Origin of the sequence: Sphingomonas sp. SUN039 (assembly GCF_024758725.1) — a bacterium.
Classification (GTDB): Bacteria; Pseudomonadota; Alphaproteobacteria; order Sphingomonadales; family Sphingomonadaceae; genus Sphingomonas_O.
The window spans coordinates 2,085,385-2,104,569 of sequence record NZ_CP096972.1; the positions used below are offsets into that span (position 1 = coordinate 2,085,385).

Below are 19,185 nucleotides of genomic sequence, written 5' to 3' on the forward strand. Positions count from 1 at the left end.
TTCTCCTCAGGTCGTACGGGCAGGGTCGATGGGGCCGATTTTCGCGGGTTTGTCGCCAGCGCGGCTTTCGGTCGCCGCCGTCGCCTTTTTGGCCCCCGGCAGCACCGCCATCTGGTCGGGATTCCGCATGTCGAAACGCGCCATGCCGCGCCCGAGCAGGCGCTGTGCACCGTCGAGTTCGGCAAATTTCCTGAGCGCGGCGGCCGCCGCCGCTTCGCCCTCGGGGAGCAGCAAGGTCTCGCCCGACTGGAATTTCAGGTCCCAGCGCCGGTCGCCGATCCACATCGCCCCGTCGAGCACGGGCTTCAGTTGCGGCGCATGGTTCATCAATGCGGTCAGCGCGGTCGCCTGCACATTGGCATCGGGGCCGATGACAAGCGGCAGGTTCGGCATCGCGTTCAGGCTGACCTGTTCGAGCGGCACCCCCTTGGCATCGACCAGGGTCAGTTGCTGCGCGTGCTGCCAGACAGCGGCGGGCTTGCGCTCGACAATCTCGATGGCGAGCGTATCGGGCAGGCGGCGCGACACGCGCGCATCGGCAACCCACCCGTATTTGAGCAATTTCTGGCGGACGCCCTCCAGATCGACCAGCGGCATCGACAGCGACAGCTGATCGAGCGCGACGGCATAGACGCTGGTGCGGTCCATACGGTCGGCCCCGACGATGTCGATATGCTTGACCGAAAAGCCTGCGCGCCCGACGGCATCGCCCGCTGCCATGCCGACCTTGTGCGGCACGTCGAGCATCATCGCGATTGCCGAAATCCCGCCGGCCGCCACAGTCAGCACAATGGCCGTCGTTGCACGCTCGACTGTACGCGCGCTCAGCGGCACCTGAGCCACCAGCCGTGCGAACAGCGACGGTTTGCGCTTGCCGGACTTGACGACCTTGACCGGCTTGCGCTTGGTCGCGGCCCCGCGCTTGATCGGTGCGTTTCCGCTCATCGTGCATCCTCCAAAATCGCGCCGACGAGCTCGTCGTACCCCATGCCAATATGGCGGGCCTGCTCGGGCACAAGGCTCAGCGGCGTCATCCCCGGCTGGGTGTTGACCTCGAGCAGATACAATCCCTCGACACCCTTTTCGTCGTCCCAGCGGAAATCCGACCGCGATGTCCCCTTGCAGCCGAGCACGCGGTGCGCCTTCAACGCCATGTCGAGACAGGCCTGGGCAATCGCTTCGGGGATGTTGGCCGGACAGATATGTTCGGTCAGCCCGTCGGTGTATTTCGAATCGTAATCGTAGAAGCCGCTCTTGGGCTTCAGCTCTGTGACTGCCAGCGCGCGGTCGCCGAGGACTGCCGTCGTCAGTTCGCGCCCCCGGATGAACGGCTCCGCGAGCAATTCGTCGAATTCCTGCCACGGCCCCGCAACATCGCGGCCGATGGGGTCGCCGTAATTCCCCTGCGCGGTCACAATGGCGACGCCGACCGACGACCCTTCGTTGACGGGCTTGAGCACATAGGGGCGCGGAAGCGGATCGCCGAGATACAGGCTCTCCGACTTGACGACATGCCCCCCGGGCATCCGGATACCGTGCGGGACCAGTGCCTGTTTCGACAACTGCTTGTCGATGGCGATCACCGAAGTCGCGAGCCCCGAATGGGTGTAGCGGATGCCCATCAGGTCGAGCATCCCCTGCACCGACCCGTCCTCGCCCGGCGTGCCGTGAAGTGCGTTGAAGACGACATCGGGCTTCAATTCGGCCAGCCGCGTCGCGACGTTGCGATCCATGTCGAGCGCGACCGTCTCATGCCCCAGCCGTTCGCACGCCTCGGCCACGCCTTTCCCTGTGACGAGCGACACCTCGCGCTCGGCGGACCAGCCGCCCATAAGAACGACGACCTTCACTTGTTTCCGACCCTTTGGATTTCCCATTCGAGCGTCACACCCGACTGCGCCTTCACCCGCGCGCGCACTTCTTCGCCCAGCGCTTCGATATCGGCGCTGGTCGCGGTGCCGGTGTTGATCAGGAAATTGGTGTGCTTTTCGCTGACCTGCGCGCCGCCGACCATCAGCCCGCGACAGCCCGCCGCGTCGACCAGCGCCCAGGCCTTTTCACCCGGCGGGTTCTTGAAGGTCGAACCGCCGGTCTTCGACCGCAACGGCTGCGACGCCTCGCGCGCGGCGGCAATGCGGTCCATCTCGGCCTGAATGGCTTCGGGCTGTCCGGGCATGCCGCGCAACCGTGCGGCGACGACCACGGCCTGTCCGGGCAACTCCGAATGACGATAGGTGTAGTGCAACTCGCTCGCCGCCAGCGTCACCAGTTCGCCCGAACGCAGCACGACGTCGCAATCGATCAAGACGTCCTTCAACTCGCGTCCGTACGCCCCGCCGTTCATCCGCACGAAGCCGCCGACCGTGCCGGGGATCGAACGCAGGAACTCGAGGCCCGCGATGCCGTGATCGCGCGCGGTGCTCGACACGAGAATGCCCGACGCGCCGCCGCCGCAGCGCAGCGTCGTCGCATCGAGGCGCTCGACCTTGGCGAACGGCTTGCCCAGCCGCACCGTCACGCCGCGCAACCCGCCATCCCGGACGATAAGGTTCGACCCGAGACCAAGCGCCATCACGGGCGTTACCGGGTCGAGGTCGCGGAGAAGGCCTTGCAGGTCGGCGACGTCCGCCGGCTCGAACAGCATCTCGGCGGGGCCGCCCGACTTGAACCAGAGGAGCGGCGCGAGCGGCGCTTCGAGCGTCACGCGGCCGCGCGTCGGCGGTGGTGCGAGGCAGATCGCACTCATCCCCGCGCACCTTCGATGCCGGCGGCAAGGCCCGCCGCCCATTTCGTGATATCGCCCGCGCCGAGGCATACGACGAGGTCGCCAGCGACGGCCTCTTCCGCGAGCAGCTTCGCCAGCGCCTCGGCACTCTCGACCGTCGCCGCCGCGCGGTGCCCGCGCGCGCGCAACCGTTCGACCAGCGCCTCGGCACTCACGCCCTCGACCGGCGTTTCGCCCGCCGCATAGACCGGTGCCACCAGCACCTGGTCGGCATCGTTGAAGGCCTGCGCGAACTCGTCCATCAGCCCGCCGAGGCGCGAATAGCGGTGTGGCTGCACGACGGCGATCACGCGGTTCTCCGCGCCTTCGCGTGCCGCCGACAGCACGGCACGGATTTCGACCGGATGATGGCCGTAATCGTCGATGATCGTGACCCCACCGGTCTCGCCGACTTTGGTGAAGCGCCGCTTGACCCCGCCGAATGCGGCAAAACCCTGCTGGATCGTCGCATCGTCGAGGCCGAGTTCGATCGCCACCGCGACCGCCGCCAGCGCATTCTGGACATTGTGGCGACCGGCCATCGGCAACACGATGTCCTCAATGCTGCGCGTCGATCCGTCGCGGCTGCGGATAATGACCTCGAAACGGTTGGCCCCCGCCCCCGGCACGACATTGACCCCGCGCACATCGGCCTGAGCGGAAAAGCCATAAGTCACGATCCGCCGGTCGCGAACACGCGGCAGCAGCGCCTGCACTTCGGGGTGGTCGAGGCACAGCACTGCCGCGCCGTAGAAGGGGACGTTCTCGACGAACTCGACGAACGCATCCTTGACCGCATCGAAGTCGCCATAATGGTCGAGGTGTTCGGGATCGATATTGGTGACGACGGCAATTGTGCCATCGAGGCGCAGGAAGCTGCCGTCGCTCTCGTCGGCCTCGACGACCATCCAGTCGCTCGCGCCCAGACGCGCGTTCGAGCCATAGCTGTTGATGATGCCGCCGTTGATAACGGTCGGGTCGACCCCGCCCGCGTCGAGCATTGCCGCGATCATGCTCGTCGTCGTTGTCTTGCCGTGCGTGCCCGCGACCGCCACGGTGGATTTCAGCCGCATCAGTTCGGCGAGCATCTCCGCGCGCCGCACCACGGGGATGCGGTTCTCGTAAGCCGCCGCGACTTCCGGATTTGCGCGCTTGATCGCCGTCGAGGTGACGACCACCGCCGCATCGCCGAGGTTCTCCGCCGCATGGCCGATGGCGACCGCGATACCGCGTTTCCGCAGTCCCTCGATCACATAGCCCTCGGCCACGTCGGACCCCTGCACCTTGTAGCCAAGGTTGTGCATCACCTCGGCAATGCCCGACATGCCGATGCCGCCGATGCCGACGAAGTGGATCGTGCCGATGTCGGTTGCGACACCCTTCATGCGTAGGCTTCCTTCAACTTGACCGGTGCAGGTCCGTCGACGGCCGGACCGATGCGTTCGATCAGGTCGGCGAGATCGCGCACTGCGTTCGGCCGCCCGCAGGTCAGCGCGCGCTTCGCCGCATTAGCGAGCCCGCCCGCGTCGAGGCCGAGCTTCTGCATCTGCTTGGCGAGTTCGACCGGCGTGAAGTCTTCCTCCGCAATCGCCCGCGCGCCGCCTGCCGCGACCATTTCGCGCACATTCGCCGTCTGGTGGTCGTCCATGGCGGAGGGCAGCGGCACGAGGATCGCGGGCCGGCCTGCCGCCGTCAGCTCTGAAATCGTCGATGCGCCTGCGCGCCCGATGACCAGATGCGCCCATGCGAGCCGTTCGGGCAGGTCGGTCAGATAGGTATGGACCTCTGCCGGAATATCGCGCGCGGCATAGGCGGCGCGGACGCGCTCGACATCTTCGGCGCGCGCCTGTTGCACGACCTGCAAGCGGCGGCGAAGTGCCACGGGCAGCATCGCCAGTCCTTCGGGCACCACCCGCGACAGCACCGTCGCACCTTGGCTGCCGCCGGTCACCAGCACGCGGAAAATGCCGTTCTCGTCGAGCGGCGGGTATTCCTGCGTGCCGAGCTTCACCACGCTTTCGCGCACCGGATTGCCGACGAGGTGGACGCGGTCTTTCCACGCCGGTTTCAACCGCGCGGTATCGGGATAGGACGTCGCGATGATGTCGACGCGCCCGCCGACCAGCCGGTTGACGCGGCCGAGCACCGCATTCTGTTCGTGCACCGCCGTCGCGATGCCCATGCCGAACGCCGCCGCCAGCGCCGGAAACGCCGGATATCCGCCGAAACCGACGACGACCGACGGCTCGAAACTCTTGTAGAGCTGCTTCGCCATCGTCCGGCCCGACAGGATGGCGCGCACCCCCGGTACCCAGCTTGTCGGGATTTTGGTCAGGCGACCGGCGGGCAGGATGTGCGTCTGCACCCCGTCGAACAGCCCCGGAATCTTGGCACCCCGTGCATCGGTGATCAGCGCGACATGATGCCCGCGAGCGGTCAGCTCCGCCGCCAACGCATGCGCCGGGACCATATGTCCGCCGGTGCCGCCGGCCGCGAGAACGAAGTGCTTCGTAATGCTCAACGCCCGTTCCATTTCACGACATAGGGACTGCGCTTCAGATACGGGTTCCGCCGCGTCAGCGCGAGCAAAAGCCCGAAGCCGAAGCACAAGGCGATCATCGACGAGCCGCCATAGCTGATGAACGGCAGGGTCATCCCCTTCGACGGGGCGAGGCCGACATTGACCGCGATGTTGATCATCGCCTGCACGACCAGCTGCACCGCCAGCCCCGCGCTTGCCAGCACGATGAACGGGTCGTCCTCGTCGAGCAGCTTCACGAACACGCGCACCGCAATCGCCACGAACAACAAAGTCACCGCCATGCACGCGATCAGCCCGAATTCCTCGCCGATCACGCTGAAGATATAGTCGGTCTGCGCTTCCGGGAGCCCGAACTTGCGTTCGCCGCCGCCCGGGCCGGTGCCGAAGAACCCGCCTGCCGTCAGCGTCGCATAGGCGTTGTCGATCTGGAAAGTGTCACCCGATTTGAACAGGAAATTGTCGATGCGCTGCGTCGCGACCGGATAGAACAGATACGCCGCGACCACACCAACCCCGCCGAGGCCCGCCAGCGCCCCCATGATCCGGAACGACACGCCCGACAACATCAGCAGCGCCAGCCAGATCGTGCAGAACACGATGGTCTGGCCGAAGTCGGGCTGCTTCATCAGGAACAGCGCAATCGTCGCGGTGATGACGCCCGACAGCGGGATCACCGGCAGCGTCTTGTCCTGCGCGCGCAGGCTCAGCATCCACGCCAGCGCCACGACGAAACAGGGTTTGAGGAACTCCGACGGTTGGACGCGGGCAAAACCGTAACCGATCCAGCGCTGCGCCCCGTTGGCCTCCGACCCCAGGATCGGCACAAAGGCGAGCAGCACCGAGAAGAACGCCGCCCCACCGAGCGCCAGCCGCCGTGCCTGATCGCGCGGCAGCATCGAAATACCGACCATGACCGGCACCCCGACCGCAACCCAGCCGAGCTGTTTCCAGAAATAGGTGAGCGGCGGCACGATGGTGCTGCCCCCCGAATAGCGCTGTGCCGCCGCAGGCGAGGCCGCCGCGACCGCAATCAAGCCGACCGCGATCAGCACGAACGCGAGCACGAGCAGCACGCGGTCGATTTCCCAGAACCACATGCCGAACGACGAATTGTCGGTGCGACCGAGACGGGCGCCATTGGTGCGGGCGACGACAGCCATTTACAGGGCCTCCACGAGCTGGCGGAATTGGTCCCCGCGATCCTCGAAATCGCGGAACTGGTCGAAACTGGCGCAGGCGGGCGACAGCAGCACCGTCTCCCCCGCGACCGCATCGCGCGCGGCATGCTGGACGGCGGCGGCCAATGTGCCGCTCTCGTCGACCTTCATGTGCGGGCGCAGCAGGTCGGCGAACATCGGTCCCGATGCGCCGATGGTATAGGCCGACCGGACATGCCCGAAATGCGGCACGCACGCGTCGAGCTCCGCCGTCTTCGCCTGCCCGCCGAGGATCCAGCGCACCGCGGGATAAGCCGCGAGCGCGGGCGCGGCGCTGTCGGCATTGGTCGCCTTGCTGTCGTTGACGTAAAGGACGCCGTCCCGCTCACGGATGCGCTCCATGCGGTGCGGAAGGCCGGGGTAGGTGCGGAGGCCCTTTTCGATGTCTGATTTACTCAAACCGAGATGCGAAGCGACGCACATCGCCGCATCTGCATTCTGTCCGTTGTGCGGGCCTTGAAGGGCTGGCCACTCGTATTGATTGGGGAAGGGGTATTCATTGTCGCACCCCCAAAGGTCTCGCGCCGACCGGTCGATAACGATGCTATGATGGGCGATAAGTTCATCGCCAACGATTGACGGTTTTCCCACCGACTGCATCTCGAACAGCCGCACCTTGCTCGCAGCATAGGCTTCAAAACTTTCATACCGGTCCAGATGATCCGGCGTCACGTTGAGCAGCACCGCGACATCGCAGTCGAGCGTGAAGGTCAGGTCGATCTGGTAGCTCGACAGTTCGAGCACATAGACGCCCTCCGCCGGCAGCGGCTCCTGCCCCAGGATCGGCAGGCCGATATTGCCGCCCATCGTCGTTGGGACGCCTGCGGTCTGCAGGATATGGTGGACCAGCGCGGTTGTCGTCGACTTGCCGTTGGTGCCGGTGATCCCGACGACCTTGTGCGGCGACAGTTCGGCGCGGGCCTGCGCGAAGAGTTCGATGTCGCCGATGACGGGGACGCCGTATTTCGCGGCGTGACCCGCGATCGGGTGGCGGTTGAGGGGGACGCCGGGGGAGACGACGACCGCGGTGAAACCGCTGAGGTCGAGGGTGAGCGGGTCGGCGAAAGACAAACCCTCTCCACTTTGTGGAGAGGGCGATGCGCCAGCATCGGGAGAGGAATGTTGTGGCCACATCGGGCCTCTCCCGGCTTCGCTTCGCTCCGCCGCCCTCTCCACAAAGTGGAGAGGGTTGAGCGCATCACGCCGTCCCGCATCGCTATCCCACGCAACAACCTCCGCCCCGCTCGCCAGCAACGCCTCGACCGTCGCCGCACCGCTGCGCGCCAGCCCGAGCACCGCATAGCGTTTGCCGCGCCAAGACCGCGACGTAATCACCGCAGCTTCAACGTGCTGAGGCCCGCCAGCGCGAGCACGAACGAAATAATCCAGAACCGGATCACCACCGTCGCCTCGGCCCAGCCCTTTTGTTCGAAATGGTGGTGGATCGGTGCCATGCGGAACACGCGGCGTCCGGTGCGCTTGTACCAGAACACCTGGACGATCACGCTCACCGCCTCGAGCACGAACAGCCCGCCGATGATCGCAAGCACGATCTCGTGGTGGGCGGTCACCGCAATCGCGCCGAGCGCGCCGCCCAGCGCAAGGCTCCCGGTATCGCCCATGAACACCGCCGCCGGGGGCGCATTGAACCACAGGAAAGCGAGGCAGCTCCCGACAATCGCGCCGCAGAAAATCGCCAGATCGCCCGCGCCCGGCACATGCGGGATGCCCAGATAACCGGCAAACTTGGCGTTACCCGCGAGATAGACGATCAGCATGAAAGCGACGCTCGCGATCACCACCGGCATGGTTGCAAGACCGTCGAGCCCGTCGGTCAGGTTCACCGCATTGCCCGATCCGACGATGACGATGGCCGCGAACGCGATGTAGACCGGCCCCAGGTTGAGGTGGAAATTGCTGACGAACGGCAGGTACAGCTCGGTCCCGTTGTTGTACGTGATCAGCCAAGCGGCGAGGCCCGCAATCGCGAATTCGCCCATCAGGCGGACCTTGCCCGACACGCCCTTGTGGCTGTTCTTCTTCACCTTGTCGTAATCGTCGAGGAACCCGATCAGCCCGAAGCCGAACGTCACCGCGAGGCACGCCCAGACGTACGGATTATACAGGTCCATCCACAACAGGCTCGACACGCCCAGCGCGGTCAGGATCATCAGCCCGCCCATCGTCGGCGTCCCGCGCTTGGCGAGGTGCGATTGCGGCCCGTCGTCGCGGATCGGCTGCCCCTTGCCCTGCTTGACCCGCAGCCAGCCGATGAAGCGCGGCCCGATGATCAGCCCGAGCACCAGCGCCGTCGCCACCGCGCCGCCCGTGCGGAACGACAGGTAACGCAGCAGGTTGAGGATGCCGGGAAAGCCGAGCCAGTCGGCGAGAACATAGAGCATCGGCTAGGCCGTCCTTGATTTCAGCGACGCGACGAGCGCGGACAGCCCGACCGAATTCGATCCCTTGATCAGGACCGCATCCCCGGGGGCGATCAGGCTGGCAAGGGCGGCGTCCGCGGTCGCCGCGTCGGCCACATGGCGCACTTCGGCTTTGCCCTCAAGCGCGCTGGCAAGCGGTTCCATTCCGCTGCCGACGAGCAGTGCATAATCGACGCCCGCTGCCACGACATCGCCGGCAAGGCCCGCATGGAGCGCATCGCTTTCCGCTCCCAGTTCGCGCATCGCGCCGAGCACCGCGATCTTGCGACCCGGTTCGCTTGCCAGCACATCGAGCGTCGCGCGCATCGAGGCGGGGTTGGCATTATAGCTTTCGTCGATAACCAGCGCGGTGCCGCTCCCCACGCGCACATCCAGCCGCGCACCGCGTCCGGCCAGCTGCTCCATATCGGCAAGAGCCAGCGCCGCAGCACCGAGGTCTGCCCCCAGTGCTTGCACGGCAGCGAGCACCGCGAGCGCGTTCGACACCCAGTGCGCCCCTGCCTGCCCGACCGTAAAGCATAGCTCGACCCCCGGCAGCGTCGCCGTCACCGTGCTGCTCCCGGCATTGGCGATGACATCGCGCGCGCGGACGTCCGCGCCGTCACCCAATCCGAAGGTGACGATCCTCGCGGCATGGGGCGTGGCCGCCGCAATCAGGCGGTCGCGTTGCGGGCTGTCGAACGGGATCACCGCCGTGCCGTCCGGTTCCAGCCCCTCGAAAATCTCGCCCTTGGCATCGGCAATGCCATCAAGCCCGGTCGGGAAGAATTCGATATGGGCAGGGGCAATTGTCGTCACGACCGCGACATGCGGGCGGACCATCCGCGTCAGCGCCGCGATCTCGCCCGCGTGGTTCATGCCCATTTCGAACACCGCGTAATCGCTGTCGGCGGGCATCCGGGCGAGGCTCAGCGGTACGCCGGTATGGTTGTTGTAGCTTTTGACCGAGCGATGGACACGCACATCCGGCGTTCGCGCCAAGGCAGCAGCGAGGGCCTCCTTCGTGCCGGTCTTGCCGACCGATCCCGTGACTCCAGCGACCCTCGCCTTGCTCCGCTCCCGGCTTGCGACCCCGAGGGCATTCAGTGCGGCCGCCGTATCGGCGACCAAAACATGCGGATGACTGACCGGCTGCGAGACGATCGCGCCCGCCGCGCCACGCCCGAACGCCCCGTCGACGAACTGGTGCCCGTCGAAATCGGTCCCCGGCATCGCGACGAACAAATCGCCTGGCCCGATCTCGCGGCTGTCGAACGCGACGCCGGTGGCGGCGAAGTCGGCGGATGCGGTGCCGCCGGTCGCGGCGGCAATGGCGGTGGCGGTCCACAAGCTCACAGCGCGCATTCCCGCGCCACTTCGACGTCGTCGAACGGCAGGACGAGGTCGCCGACTTTCTGGCCGGTTTCATGCCCCTTGCCCGCGATCAGCACGATGTCTTCCGCCCCGGCTTCGGCGATGGCGGCGGCGATGGCGGCGCGGCGGTCGGCGATTTCGGTGGCTTCGGGTGCTTTCGACAGGATCGCGGCGCGGATCAGCGCAGGATCTTCGTGGCGGGGGTTGTCGTCGGTCACGATCACGCGGTCGGCCATCGCTTCGGCAATCAGGCCCATTTCGGGCCGCTTGCCCGCGTCGCGGTCGCCGCCCGCGCCCATCACCAGGATCAACCGCCCGATAGCATGCGGCTTCAGTGCCGAAATTGCCGCCGCCAGCGCATCGGGCGTGTGCGCGTAATCGACATAGACCGGCGCGCCTTTGGGCGTGATGCATGCGCGTTCCAGCCGCCCGCGCACCCCCTGGACCCGCGACAGATTGGCAAGCGTCTGGCCGGCATCGCCGCCGGTCGCGATCACCAGTCCCGCTGCCATCAGCGCGTTCGCGGCCTGATAGGCACCGATCAGCGGCAGCGAGACTTTGATCTCGCTCCCCTCATATCCCAGGGTCAGCGTCTGGCCGAGCCGACCCGGTGTCCGGTCGATCAGCTTGATCGTCGCCCCCCGCGCGCCAACGCCGATCAGCTTCAGCCCGCGCGCATGCGCCAGATCAATGGCGCGGTCCGATGCCTCGTCGTCCTGCCAGACGACCGCCGTGCCGTCGCCATCGACGACTTCGGAAAACAGCCGCAGCTTGGCCGTCAGATACGCGGCCATATCGCCGTGATAGTCGAGGTGGTCGCGCGACAGATTCGTAAATCCCGCCGCCCGCACCGGCAGCCCTTCGGTGCGATACTGGTCGAGGCCGTGGCTCGATGCCTCGAACGCAGCATGAGTCACGCCCTCGCGCGCCAGCCCCGCCATGTTCGACAGGAACGTCACGACATCGGGTGTGGTCAAGCCCGTGGTCACCGTCTCGCCCGCCGTCGTGACGCCCAGCGTGCCGATGCTCGCGGCATGATGCCCCGCCATCCGCCACAGCTGACGGGTCAGTTCGACAGTGGATGTCTTGCCATTGGTCCCCGTGACCGCCACGCAAGTAGCCGGGAAAGGCGCAAAAAACTGTCCGGCAAGCAGGGCGAACCGGCGGCGGGGCTCGTCGGCGTACACCGCCACTGCGCCGTCGACGGGCACGCCGGGCCGGGTCACCACCGCAATGGCACCGGCGGCAACTGCTGCCGGAATGAAATCCTCGCCGTTGAAGCGCGCGCCCTTGAACGCGCCGAAAACCGTGCCGGGCGCGACTTTCCGGTGGTCGAGCGCGAAGCCGGTAACGGCACCCGACGCGTCTGTGCCGAGGAGAGTGCCCAGTTCCACTCTCAGTCGCCCTTCGCTTTCCAGACGAGCGGGGTCAGTTCGCTGACATCGATATCGCGATTGTCGTCGGGCACGATGCCGAGCATCGGTCCGGCGCGCGCAATGATCCGCCCGACCGCAGGCGCGACGGTGAAGGCCGCCGTGCGCTGGCCGTGGCTGATCGCCGACCCCTTTGGCTCGTCGACCATGCCGATCACGACATAGCGCGGCGCGTCCATCGGGAAGGCGCAGGCAAAGGTCGCGACGATCGAGTGTTTGGCATAGCCGCCTTCGCTTGCCTTTTCGGCCGTCCCGGTCTTCCCGCCGACGCGCATGCCCGCGACATTGGCGCTCCGCCCCGTACCGTCGGTCACGATCATGCGGAGCAATTGCCGCATCCGGTCGCTGGTGGCTTGCGAGAACACCCTCGATCCGTGCGGTGCCTTGCCGGGCGCGACTTTCATCAGGGTCGACGGCCGCCAGATGCCGCCGTTGACCAGCGCGGCATAGGCGCTGGCGAGATGCAGCGGCGTGACTGCCATCCCATGGCCGTAACCGACCGTCATCACTGTCGTGCGGCCCCAATAGTCGGGCCAGATCGGCGTGCCGCGCTCTTTCAGTTCCACATCGGGCCGCGCATCGAAATGGAGCTTGCGGAACAGCGCGGCGGTGCGTTCCTGCCCCAGCTGGTCGGCGACGCGCGCGGTCACGATGTTCGACGAATGGATCAGCATCTCGGGGATGTTGAGCCAGCGGCCCATCGGATGGTCGTCGTGGATCTTGAACCCGCCAACGCTGATCGGCGCCGTCGCGTCATAGCGTTTGGCCATCGACGTCACGACGCCCGAATCCATTGCATTGGCGACCGTGATCGGCTTGAACGTCGAGCCCAGCTCATACACGCTTTGGGTCATCGCGTTGCGCCACAGCGCGTCGTTCTTCTCGCCCGAGGGCTTGTTCGGATTGAACACCGGCAGCGACACCATCGCCACGATCTCGCCGGTATGCACATCGAGCACGATGCCGCCCGCCCCGACCGCCTGCTGGTCGACCATCACGGCATAAAGTTCGCTTTCCATCACCGCCTGCACGCGGGCATCGATCGCCAGCGCGGTCGGGATGCCGCGGGTCGACGGATCGGACAGGCGCGTGTTGAGCACCCGTTCCATGCCGGTGACGCCATTGCCCGCCAGATCGGTATAGCCGAGCACATGCGCGGCAAGCGTCGTCTGCGGATACAGCCGCTCGGGCTCGCGGGCATAGCCGATGCCGGGTTCGCCGAGCGCGTTCACGGCGGCGACCAACTCGGGCATCGCACGCCGGCGCAGATAGGTGAACGGCGTTTTCGAAGCCTGCCGGGTGCGGATCATCGCGTGATATTCGTCCGCCGTCTTTTCGGGCATCAGCTCGGCCAGCTTTTGCGCCAGCGTCTCGGGCGAGGTGAGCAACCGGTCGGTGTGGATACCGATCGACCAGGCTTCGATCGTCCGCGCCAGCACCCGCCCGTTGCGATCCACGATGTCGCCGCGCGCCATGGCCTTGTCGGCAATCCGCGCGCGGACCTCGCCGGCGAACACGCCCATCCAGGCGATCCTGGCGACAACGACCAGCGCACCCGCCGCAAACAACAGCATCAGCAACATCAGCCGCTGGTGGGTCGTGGCGAGGGCGAGCGTCCTTTCGCCGGGATTGCGGATGCGTGCGGGCTGGGCGACGAGCGTGGTCACGGGCGTTTACGGCGCTCCTCTGCGGCAGTGCGGACGAGATCGCCGAGCGTCCCGCGCCCGATGACTGCGCGGTCGATCATCGCGACGCGCTCGATCCGGGGCGATGCTTCGGCGGGCACATAATTGGCACGGCGGATCGGCGAGACTGCGGCAGCAGGTGGCGTCTCGGCGCGGGCGACCCGTACCGGCGCGGGCATGGCCGCTTTCGGCGTCGAAGGCGCGGCAGCAACCATCACCGCCTGCGGCGCGGCAACGCGGTCAGCACTGCCGGCGATCCCCGGCTCCAGCCCGGCCAGCTGCGCTTCGCTCGTCAGATATTGCGCGGCGCGCGGGGTCGCGAGCGACAGCACATCGTCGTTCCATTTCTGCAACTGGCGCAGATTGGCGCGCGTGCCGAGTTCGGTCTGGAGCGCGCGCATGTCGCGCTGCGCTGCGGCAATCCGCGCGTCGACGGCCTCGAGCTTGGCGCGTTCGGCGGCGACTTGCAGAGAAATCAGGTAAAGCCCGCAGGAGGCGGACGCGATGCCCGCCACCCAGCCGAGCGCACGGAAACGCTGTGCGATCATGACATTGCCCTTTCGTCGGTAGTCTTGGCGTCGGTAACCCAGGCCGGATTGGAAGTGCGGTGCGCGCTGCGCAGCGTTGCCGAGCGCGCACGGGGATTGCGCGCCACTTCGGCATCGGACGAACGCACCGGTTTCGCCACCCGCTCGAACGTCGGCAGCGGTCCGCTTGCAACCTGCGGCAAATGCCGCGAGCCCGATGGCGTCGCGCCCGAACGGCGGCGCAGGAAGGTCTTGACGATCCGGTCTTCGAGACTGTGGAACGTCACCACGGCCAGCCGCCCGCCCGGCTTCAGGATGCGTTCCGCTGCCGCAAGTCCGTCCTCGAGCTCGCCGAGTTCGCGGTTCACATGCATGCGGATCGCCTGGAATGTCCGCGTCGCCGGGTCTTTCTTTTCACCGGGCTTGTTGCCGACCGCGCGGCGCACCGCGCGCGAAAGGTCCATTGTGGTGGACAGCGGCCGCGCATCGACAATGGCATGCGCGATGCGCCGCGACTTGGGTTCGTCGCCCAGCGCATAGATGGTGTCGGCGATCTCGCCTTCGCCCGCCGTGTTCAGATAGTCGGCGGCGTTGGGGCGGGTGCGCTCCATCGTCATGTCAAGCGGACCGTCGGCCTGAAAGGAAAAGCCCCGCACCGGCTGGTCGAGCTGCATCGACGACACGCCAAGGTCGAGCGTGACGCCATCGACCTCACCGGCGCGATCCATCGTCGAATATCGGTCGGCGATCAGGGTCAGCCCGTCATGCGGCACGGCGGCGGCAACCGCGTCGGGGTCGCGGTCGAAAGCGATGACCCGGCTCCCGCGCGCCAGGATCGCGGCGCTGTACCCGCCGGCGCCATAGGTGCCGTCGACATGGGTTTCGCCGGGCGCGGGGGATAGCGCGGCGAGGACCTCGTCGATCAGCACGGGGGTATGCGGGGCGGTCACAGCGCCGCGCCCTTCTTGTTCATTTCGAACAGGCAGCGCTTGTGCGTGCCCTCGGGCACATTGGGGTCGGCGATCAGGCGGCGCGGGTTCCAGATGTGGAACACCTCGTCGCCGCCCGTAAAAAAGGCATAGTCGGTCAGGCCGAGGTCGAAGGCAACGAAGTCGGGCAGGATGAAGCGCCCTGCGTCGTCGAAGGCGACCGAATCGACATTGCCGAAATTCTTGAGCCGGTCGGCAGCGCGCGCCGGTCCCTTGCCATGCAGGTCGCGCGCGATCTTCTGGTCTTCCGCGACCTGCGCCTTCAGCGCGGCGGACCAGCCCTTGTCATAGGCAACCATGCACGGCAGGTCGGCCTCGTCGGCGATCATCAGGACGCGTTCGTCGGAATTTTCGAGCAGCGCTTCGCGCAGGCACGCGGGGATCGCCAGCCGACCCTTTTTGTCGACCGGCTGCAACGCATAGCCCTGATACAAAACCCGTTCGCCGCTCAATTGCCGTCCCCTTGGACAGGCCACCGGCAAAACCGCCCCGTGCCCGGAAACGACCATCGTCGCCTCCGGGTTCGACTCGACTCGCGTCAGGTGAACCCCGCCCTTGTGGAGCAAGACGTATCAAGTGAGTCGATGGGCAGCAATGGGCAATTTTGGGTAAAAATGGGCGTAAAAGCAAAAACTCAGGTCGTGTTCCGCAGATGTTCTAAGAAATCGGCGCTCCGGGCACAAGGATTTACGAATCGCACCGCGCCCCTATCCGTCGAGTCGCACGCGCGATTCACTTTGTTTTCCCGTTTGCAGGCGCCGCGGTATCCGCTGCCCCTCCCGGTGCCGCACCCAGTTGGGCGAGCGGCTCGGCATTGGGATCGGGCGCAGCAGTGTTCGACGGCGTCGCAATCGCCGCAACGACCGGCGGCGGCGCGGTTGCGGCGGTTTCGTTGGCAGCGGTACGGCGGACCCCGCTGGCAATCGCCGTCGCCAGCAGCACGACGAGCACGATCGCGGCAAGCCCCGTCACGCCGACACGAACGCGCTGCATCCGCTGTCCCGGCTCGTCCGGCGGCAACCGCTCGCTGGTGCGCGTTTCAACCATAGGTCACAAATCTAGTGCGGATCGGCAGGCGCGCCAAGGGGGCAGACCTACCGATCAGGCCTCGTCACTCGCAATGGGCGCGCCGCGCTTGGCCCGGTCAAGAAACGGGAGCAAATCCGAAGGACGCGCGTCGCCCGCCCGCCGCGCAAGGAAATCGGCCGCCGTTTCCACCACGCCGATTTTCTGGGCTATCGCGACCGAAATCCACTGGTTAAGCGAAACGCCGTCTTCCTTGGCAAGACGCGCAGCAGCCGCCTTGATCGAGGCGGGAAGTTTCAAGGGATAAGATGCCTTGGTCATGATCGCAGTTCCTTCAAAATGTCGCCAGGCCGCAAAACACGGATACCGAACCGTGCGGCACCCGCAGCAAAGTCTCTTACATTATGGGTGACGAGCGCATCGGCGCGCCCGTTTATCGCTGCCTCCAGCACCATTTCGTCATTCGCATCCGAAAGCTGGGGCCGCCATTGAAAATCGACGTCGACCGCTTCGGAACTGCTCGCCAGCGCGGCAAGGAAACGATCGATCTCCGGCATACTCAATCCGTGGACAAGTCGCTGTTCAGCGCACTTCAGGACAGCCTCGTACTCCAGGAACAAGGGTGGAGTGAGCAATAGCACGGCGCGCTGATGTGCGATTTCGCGCAGCAACGCATTGCTGCCGCCCATCGCACTTCTCAGGGCGGCAACGATAACATCGGTATCAAGGACAAATCGATACATATCTCATATGATGTCATATCTTCTGAGATATCGCAAACTATTTACTATCGTCGTATCTGCGTTAGAGCCAAGGAAACACCGGCAACCCCTTCGCGCGCAGCCACTCCGCATTGTAGAGCGACGACAGATAGCGGAACCCCGTGTCGCACAGGATCGTCACCACCGTCTTCCCCGGTCCCAGTTCGCGCGCGAGATGGATTGCGCCCGCCACGTTGATCCCGCTCGACAGCCCCAGGCACAGCCCCTCGTCGCGCAGCAGGGCCGCCACCTGTTCCAGCCCCTCCTCGTCCGACACGCGGAACTGGGTGTCGATGGGGGCACCCTCCAGATTGCCGGTGATCCGCCCCTGCCCGATCCCTTCGGCGAACGAACTCCCCTCGGCCTTCAGTTCGCCGCACGCATAATAATTATAGAGCGCCGCACCGTGCGGGTCGGTCAGCGCAATCCGGATGTTCTCGTCCTTGGCCTTCAGCCCCAGTCCGACCCCGGCCAGCGTCCCGCCGGTCCCGACTGCACAGGTGAACCCGTCGATCCGCCCGCCGGTCTGTTCCCAGATTTCCTCTGCCGTGCCGACGATATGCGCGCGACGGTTGGCGATATTGTCGAACTGGTTGGCCCAGACCGCGCCCGGCGTTTCGTCGGCAATCCGCCGCGACTGGTGCACGAAATGGCAGGGGTTCGAATAGGGCGCGGCGGGCACGGTGATGAGTTCGGCCCCCAGCGCGCGCAACGTGTCCATCTTCTCGCGGCTCTGCGTCTCGGGCATGACGATAATCGTCTTGTAGCCCTTGGCATTGGCAACGAGCGCGAGGCCGATGCCGGTGTTGCCCGCCGTCCCCTCGACGATCGTCCCGCCGGGTTTCAGCGCGCCCGAGCGTTCGGCATCCTCGACGATATAGAGCGCGGCGCGATCCTTGATCGACGCGCCCGGATTTTCGAATTCGCATTTGCCCAGGATCTCGCAACCCGTGGCGTCGCTTGCGCCCTTCAGCCGGACGAGACGGGTATTGCCGATAAGCGCGAGCGGGTCGGAAACGATGGTCATGCGACGCGGGTTAGCACGACCGCGCGGCGCGGCAAGCAAGTCCGCCTTTCAGGGCCGAACACGCGGCTTCGCGACTCGTCGTGTTCGTGATACGTTCCCAATCATGAACCTTCCCCCACGCCCCTTGCGCTGGCTGTTCCTCGACCTGAACGCCTATTTCGCGAGCGTCGAGCAACAGGTGCGGCCCGAGCTGCGCGGGAAGCCGGTCATCATCGCGCCCGCCGGGGTCGAGACGACAGTGGCGATTGCGGCGAGCTACGAAGCCAAGGCCTATGGCATCTCGACGCTCACCCCAGTGTGGGAGGCACGCAAACGCTGTCCCGACATCCAGGTCGTGTCGCCGCGCCACGAACTCTATGTCGAGTATCACAACCGCATTATCGCCGAGATCGAATGGCACATTCCTGTGACCAAGGTCTGCTCGATCGACGAAGTCGCCTGCCGGTTGCTAGACAACGAGAACGATGAGGCCGGGGTCCGCGCACTGGCGGCGCGGATCAAGGCAGGTATCCGCGACAATGTCGGCGACTGGCTGCGCTGTTCGATCGGCATCGCGCCGAACCGCGTGCTCGCCAAGCTCGCCAGCGATATGATGAAACCCGACGGGCTGGTGGTGCTGCAGGCCCATGAGCTGCCGCAACGGCTGTATTCGCTGCCCCTCACCGCCATCGCCGGGATCGGTGCCAAGATGAAGGCGCGGCTGGCCAAAGCGGGCGTCAACGACATCGAACAACTCTGCGCGCGCCGTCCGCTCGACGCGGGCACCGCCTGGGGCGGGCGCGACGGCGACCGGTTGTGGTATGCCCTCCACGGCGTCGACCTGCCCGACAAGGCAACGCAGGAGCGCACCGTCGGCCATAGCCATGTCCTTGCCCCGAAGAACCGCGGTCGCGAAAGCGCGCGGCTGGTCGCGCGGCGGCTGGTGCTCAAGGCCGCGAGCCGGTTGCGCGCGAAAAACATGACGGCGGCACTGCTCATTCTCCACGTCCGCTTCGAACCCGATGCGAATGGCGTTCGGGGCAAATGGCATGCGAGCATCAAGCTGCCCGCGACGCAGGACAGTTTTCGCATCCTCGCGAGCCTCGACGCGCTCTGGCCGCAACTGGTCGAGGTCGCGGGCGCGCGGCCCGGCGGCTTCCGGTTGCGGATGGTGGGTGTCACGCTGGCGGGCCTGTCACCCGTCGGCGGCGAACAGGGTTCGCTGTTCGAACGGCTCGATCCCGGTCACGAACTCGCGCGCAGCCTCCGCACCGAAGCGCTCAGCCGCGCGATGGATCGGCTCAACACCCGCTTCGGGCGCAACGCGGTCATGCTCGGCCCGCAGAGCGGCGGTCGCGCCGACCGCATCGGCACCAGCATCGCGTTCGGCCGAATTCCCGAAGCGGCGGATTTTACGGCATAGAATAACGCTTTCGCTCTT

Annotated in this window: 19 protein-coding genes; 1 reads left to right on the forward strand and 18 read right to left on the reverse strand. The window is 66.2% G+C overall.

Annotation, left to right across the window (positions count from 1 at the left end):
• Window positions 1–6 precede the first annotated feature (6 nt).
• The 18 genes from M0209_RS10170 to M0209_RS10255 all read right to left on the reverse strand — a co-directional run bounded on the left by M0209_RS10170 (window position 7) and on the right by M0209_RS10255 (window position 17,765).
• Complete coding sequence (locus M0209_RS10170) at window positions 7–945, reverse strand: cell division protein FtsQ/DivIB (protein ID WP_258888162.1); 939 nt, start codon at window positions 943–945, stop codon at window positions 7–9.
• Complete coding sequence (locus tag M0209_RS10175; protein WP_258888163.1) at window positions 942–1,877, reverse strand: D-alanine--D-alanine ligase; 936 nt, start codon at window positions 1,875–1,877, stop codon at window positions 942–944. The genes M0209_RS10170 and M0209_RS10175 overlap by 4 nt, the downstream gene beginning before the upstream one ends.
• A complete protein-coding gene (gene murB, locus M0209_RS10180; RefSeq protein WP_258888164.1) occupies window positions 1,847–2,746 on the reverse strand; it encodes a UDP-N-acetylmuramate dehydrogenase in 900 nt (299 codons plus the stop codon). The genes M0209_RS10175 and murB overlap by 31 nt, the downstream gene beginning before the upstream one ends.
• Complete coding sequence (murC, locus tag M0209_RS10185) at window positions 2,743–4,149, reverse strand: UDP-N-acetylmuramate--L-alanine ligase (RefSeq protein ID WP_258888165.1); 1,407 nt, start codon at window positions 4,147–4,149, stop codon at window positions 2,743–2,745. Before murC ends, murB begins: the two co-directional genes overlap by 4 nt.
• Complete coding sequence (gene murG / locus M0209_RS10190; protein ID WP_258888166.1) at window positions 4,146–5,285, reverse strand: undecaprenyldiphospho-muramoylpentapeptide beta-N-acetylglucosaminyltransferase; 1,140 nt, start codon at window positions 5,283–5,285, stop codon at window positions 4,146–4,148. The genes murC and murG overlap by 4 nt, the downstream gene beginning before the upstream one ends.
• A complete protein-coding gene (locus M0209_RS10195; RefSeq protein ID WP_258888167.1) occupies window positions 5,282–6,466 on the reverse strand; it encodes an FtsW/RodA/SpoVE family cell cycle protein in 1,185 nt (394 codons plus the stop codon). Before M0209_RS10195 ends, murG begins: the two co-directional genes overlap by 4 nt.
• Window positions 6,467–7,858: a UDP-N-acetylmuramoyl-L-alanine--D-glutamate ligase gene (murD, locus tag M0209_RS10200; RefSeq protein WP_258888168.1), complete on the reverse strand. Its 1,392-nt coding sequence runs from the start codon at window positions 7,856–7,858 to the stop codon at window positions 6,467–6,469. It lies immediately after the preceding gene.
• Entirely contained in the window at window positions 7,855–8,925 is a 1,071-nt protein-coding gene (gene mraY, locus M0209_RS10205) for a phospho-N-acetylmuramoyl-pentapeptide-transferase (RefSeq protein ID WP_258888169.1), read from the reverse strand. The genes murD and mraY overlap by 4 nt, the downstream gene beginning before the upstream one ends.
• A 3-nt stretch (window positions 8,926–8,928) precedes the next feature.
• Window positions 8,929–10,299: a UDP-N-acetylmuramoyl-tripeptide--D-alanyl-D-alanine ligase gene (gene murF, locus M0209_RS10210; protein ID WP_258888170.1), complete on the reverse strand. Its 1,371-nt coding sequence runs from the start codon at window positions 10,297–10,299 to the stop codon at window positions 8,929–8,931.
• Window positions 10,296–11,711 (reverse strand): UDP-N-acetylmuramoyl-L-alanyl-D-glutamate--2,6-diaminopimelate ligase, encoded by a 1,416-nt coding sequence (locus M0209_RS10215; RefSeq protein WP_258888171.1) that lies wholly within the window; start codon window positions 11,709–11,711, stop codon window positions 10,296–10,298. The genes murF and M0209_RS10215 overlap by 4 nt, the downstream gene beginning before the upstream one ends.
• Window positions 11,712–11,713: 2 nt before the next feature.
• Window positions 11,714–13,417 (reverse strand): penicillin-binding protein 2, encoded by a 1,704-nt coding sequence (locus M0209_RS10220; RefSeq protein WP_258888172.1) that lies wholly within the window; start codon window positions 13,415–13,417, stop codon window positions 11,714–11,716.
• Window positions 13,414–13,983, reverse strand: a complete 570-nt coding sequence (locus M0209_RS10225) for a hypothetical protein (protein ID WP_258888173.1) — start codon at window positions 13,981–13,983, stop codon at window positions 13,414–13,416. The genes M0209_RS10220 and M0209_RS10225 overlap by 4 nt, the downstream gene beginning before the upstream one ends.
• Complete coding sequence (rsmH, locus tag M0209_RS10230; protein ID WP_258888174.1) at window positions 13,980–14,912, reverse strand: 16S rRNA (cytosine(1402)-N(4))-methyltransferase RsmH; 933 nt, start codon at window positions 14,910–14,912, stop codon at window positions 13,980–13,982. The genes M0209_RS10225 and rsmH overlap by 4 nt, the downstream gene beginning before the upstream one ends.
• The gene (locus M0209_RS10235) at window positions 14,909–15,403 is read right to left on the reverse strand and encodes a division/cell wall cluster transcriptional repressor MraZ (RefSeq protein ID WP_258888175.1); all 495 of its coding nucleotides are present in this window, start codon (window positions 15,401–15,403) and stop codon (window positions 14,909–14,911) included. Before M0209_RS10235 ends, rsmH begins: the two co-directional genes overlap by 4 nt.
• A gap of 280 nt (window positions 15,404–15,683) precedes the next feature.
• Window positions 15,684–15,998 carry a hypothetical protein gene (locus tag M0209_RS10240; RefSeq protein WP_258888176.1) on the reverse strand — a complete coding sequence of 105 codons (315 nt, stop codon included), beginning with the start codon at window positions 15,996–15,998 and terminating at the stop codon, window positions 15,684–15,686.
• A 54-nt stretch (window positions 15,999–16,052) separates the two neighbouring features.
• The gene (locus tag M0209_RS10245; RefSeq protein ID WP_258888177.1) at window positions 16,053–16,298 is read right to left on the reverse strand and encodes a type II toxin-antitoxin system HicB family antitoxin; all 246 of its coding nucleotides are present in this window, start codon (window positions 16,296–16,298) and stop codon (window positions 16,053–16,055) included.
• Window positions 16,295–16,720: a putative toxin-antitoxin system toxin component, PIN family gene (locus M0209_RS10250; protein WP_258888178.1), complete on the reverse strand. Its 426-nt coding sequence runs from the start codon at window positions 16,718–16,720 to the stop codon at window positions 16,295–16,297. Before M0209_RS10250 ends, M0209_RS10245 begins: the two co-directional genes overlap by 4 nt.
• A gap of 61 nt (window positions 16,721–16,781) precedes the next feature.
• Complete coding sequence (locus M0209_RS10255) at window positions 16,782–17,765, reverse strand: cysteine synthase A (RefSeq protein WP_258888179.1); 984 nt, start codon at window positions 17,763–17,765, stop codon at window positions 16,782–16,784.
• A gap of 103 nt (window positions 17,766–17,868) precedes the next feature.
• Here M0209_RS10255 and M0209_RS10260 point away from each other — a divergent pair, with 103 nt between their 5' ends.
• Window positions 17,869–19,167 (forward strand): type VI secretion protein ImpB, encoded by a 1,299-nt coding sequence (locus M0209_RS10260; protein WP_258888180.1) that lies wholly within the window; start codon window positions 17,869–17,871, stop codon window positions 19,165–19,167.
• Window positions 19,168–19,185 lie beyond the last annotated feature (18 nt).

Excerpts from the sequence above, each read along its gene's own strand:
- M0209_RS10170 (WP_258888162.1), bottom strand. The coding sequence starts at position 945 with ATGAGCGGAAACGCACCGATCAAGCGCGGGGCCGCGACCAAGCGCAAG.
- M0209_RS10175 (WP_258888163.1), bottom strand. The coding sequence starts at position 1,877 with ATGGGAAATCCAAAGGGTCGGAAACAAGTGAAGGTCGTCGTTCTTATG.
- murB (WP_258888164.1), bottom strand. The coding sequence starts at position 2,746 with ATGAGTGCGATCTGCCTCGCACCACCGCCGACGCGCGGCCGCGTGACG.
- murC (WP_258888165.1), bottom strand. The coding sequence starts at position 4,149 with ATGAAGGGTGTCGCAACCGACATCGGCACGATCCACTTCGTCGGCATC.
- M0209_RS10195 (WP_258888167.1), bottom strand. The coding sequence starts at position 6,466 with ATGGCTGTCGTCGCCCGCACCAATGGCGCCCGTCTCGGTCGCACCGAC.
- mraY (WP_258888169.1), bottom strand. The coding sequence starts at position 8,925 with ATGCTCTATGTTCTCGCCGACTGGCTCGGCTTTCCCGGCATCCTCAAC.
- M0209_RS10225 (WP_258888173.1), bottom strand. The coding sequence starts at position 13,983 with ATGATCGCACAGCGTTTCCGTGCGCTCGGCTGGGTGGCGGGCATCGCG.
- M0209_RS10240 (WP_258888176.1), bottom strand. The coding sequence starts at position 15,998 with ATGGTTGAAACGCGCACCAGCGAGCGGTTGCCGCCGGACGAGCCGGGA.
- M0209_RS10245 (WP_258888177.1), bottom strand. The coding sequence starts at position 16,298 with ATGACCAAGGCATCTTATCCCTTGAAACTTCCCGCCTCGATCAAGGCG.
- M0209_RS10250 (WP_258888178.1), bottom strand. The coding sequence starts at position 16,720 with ATGTATCGATTTGTCCTTGATACCGATGTTATCGTTGCCGCCCTGAGA.
- M0209_RS10255 (WP_258888179.1), bottom strand. The coding sequence starts at position 17,765 with ATGACCATCGTTTCCGACCCGCTCGCGCTTATCGGCAATACCCGTCTC.
- M0209_RS10260 (WP_258888180.1), top strand. The coding sequence starts at position 17,869 with ATGAACCTTCCCCCACGCCCCTTGCGCTGGCTGTTCCTCGACCTGAAC.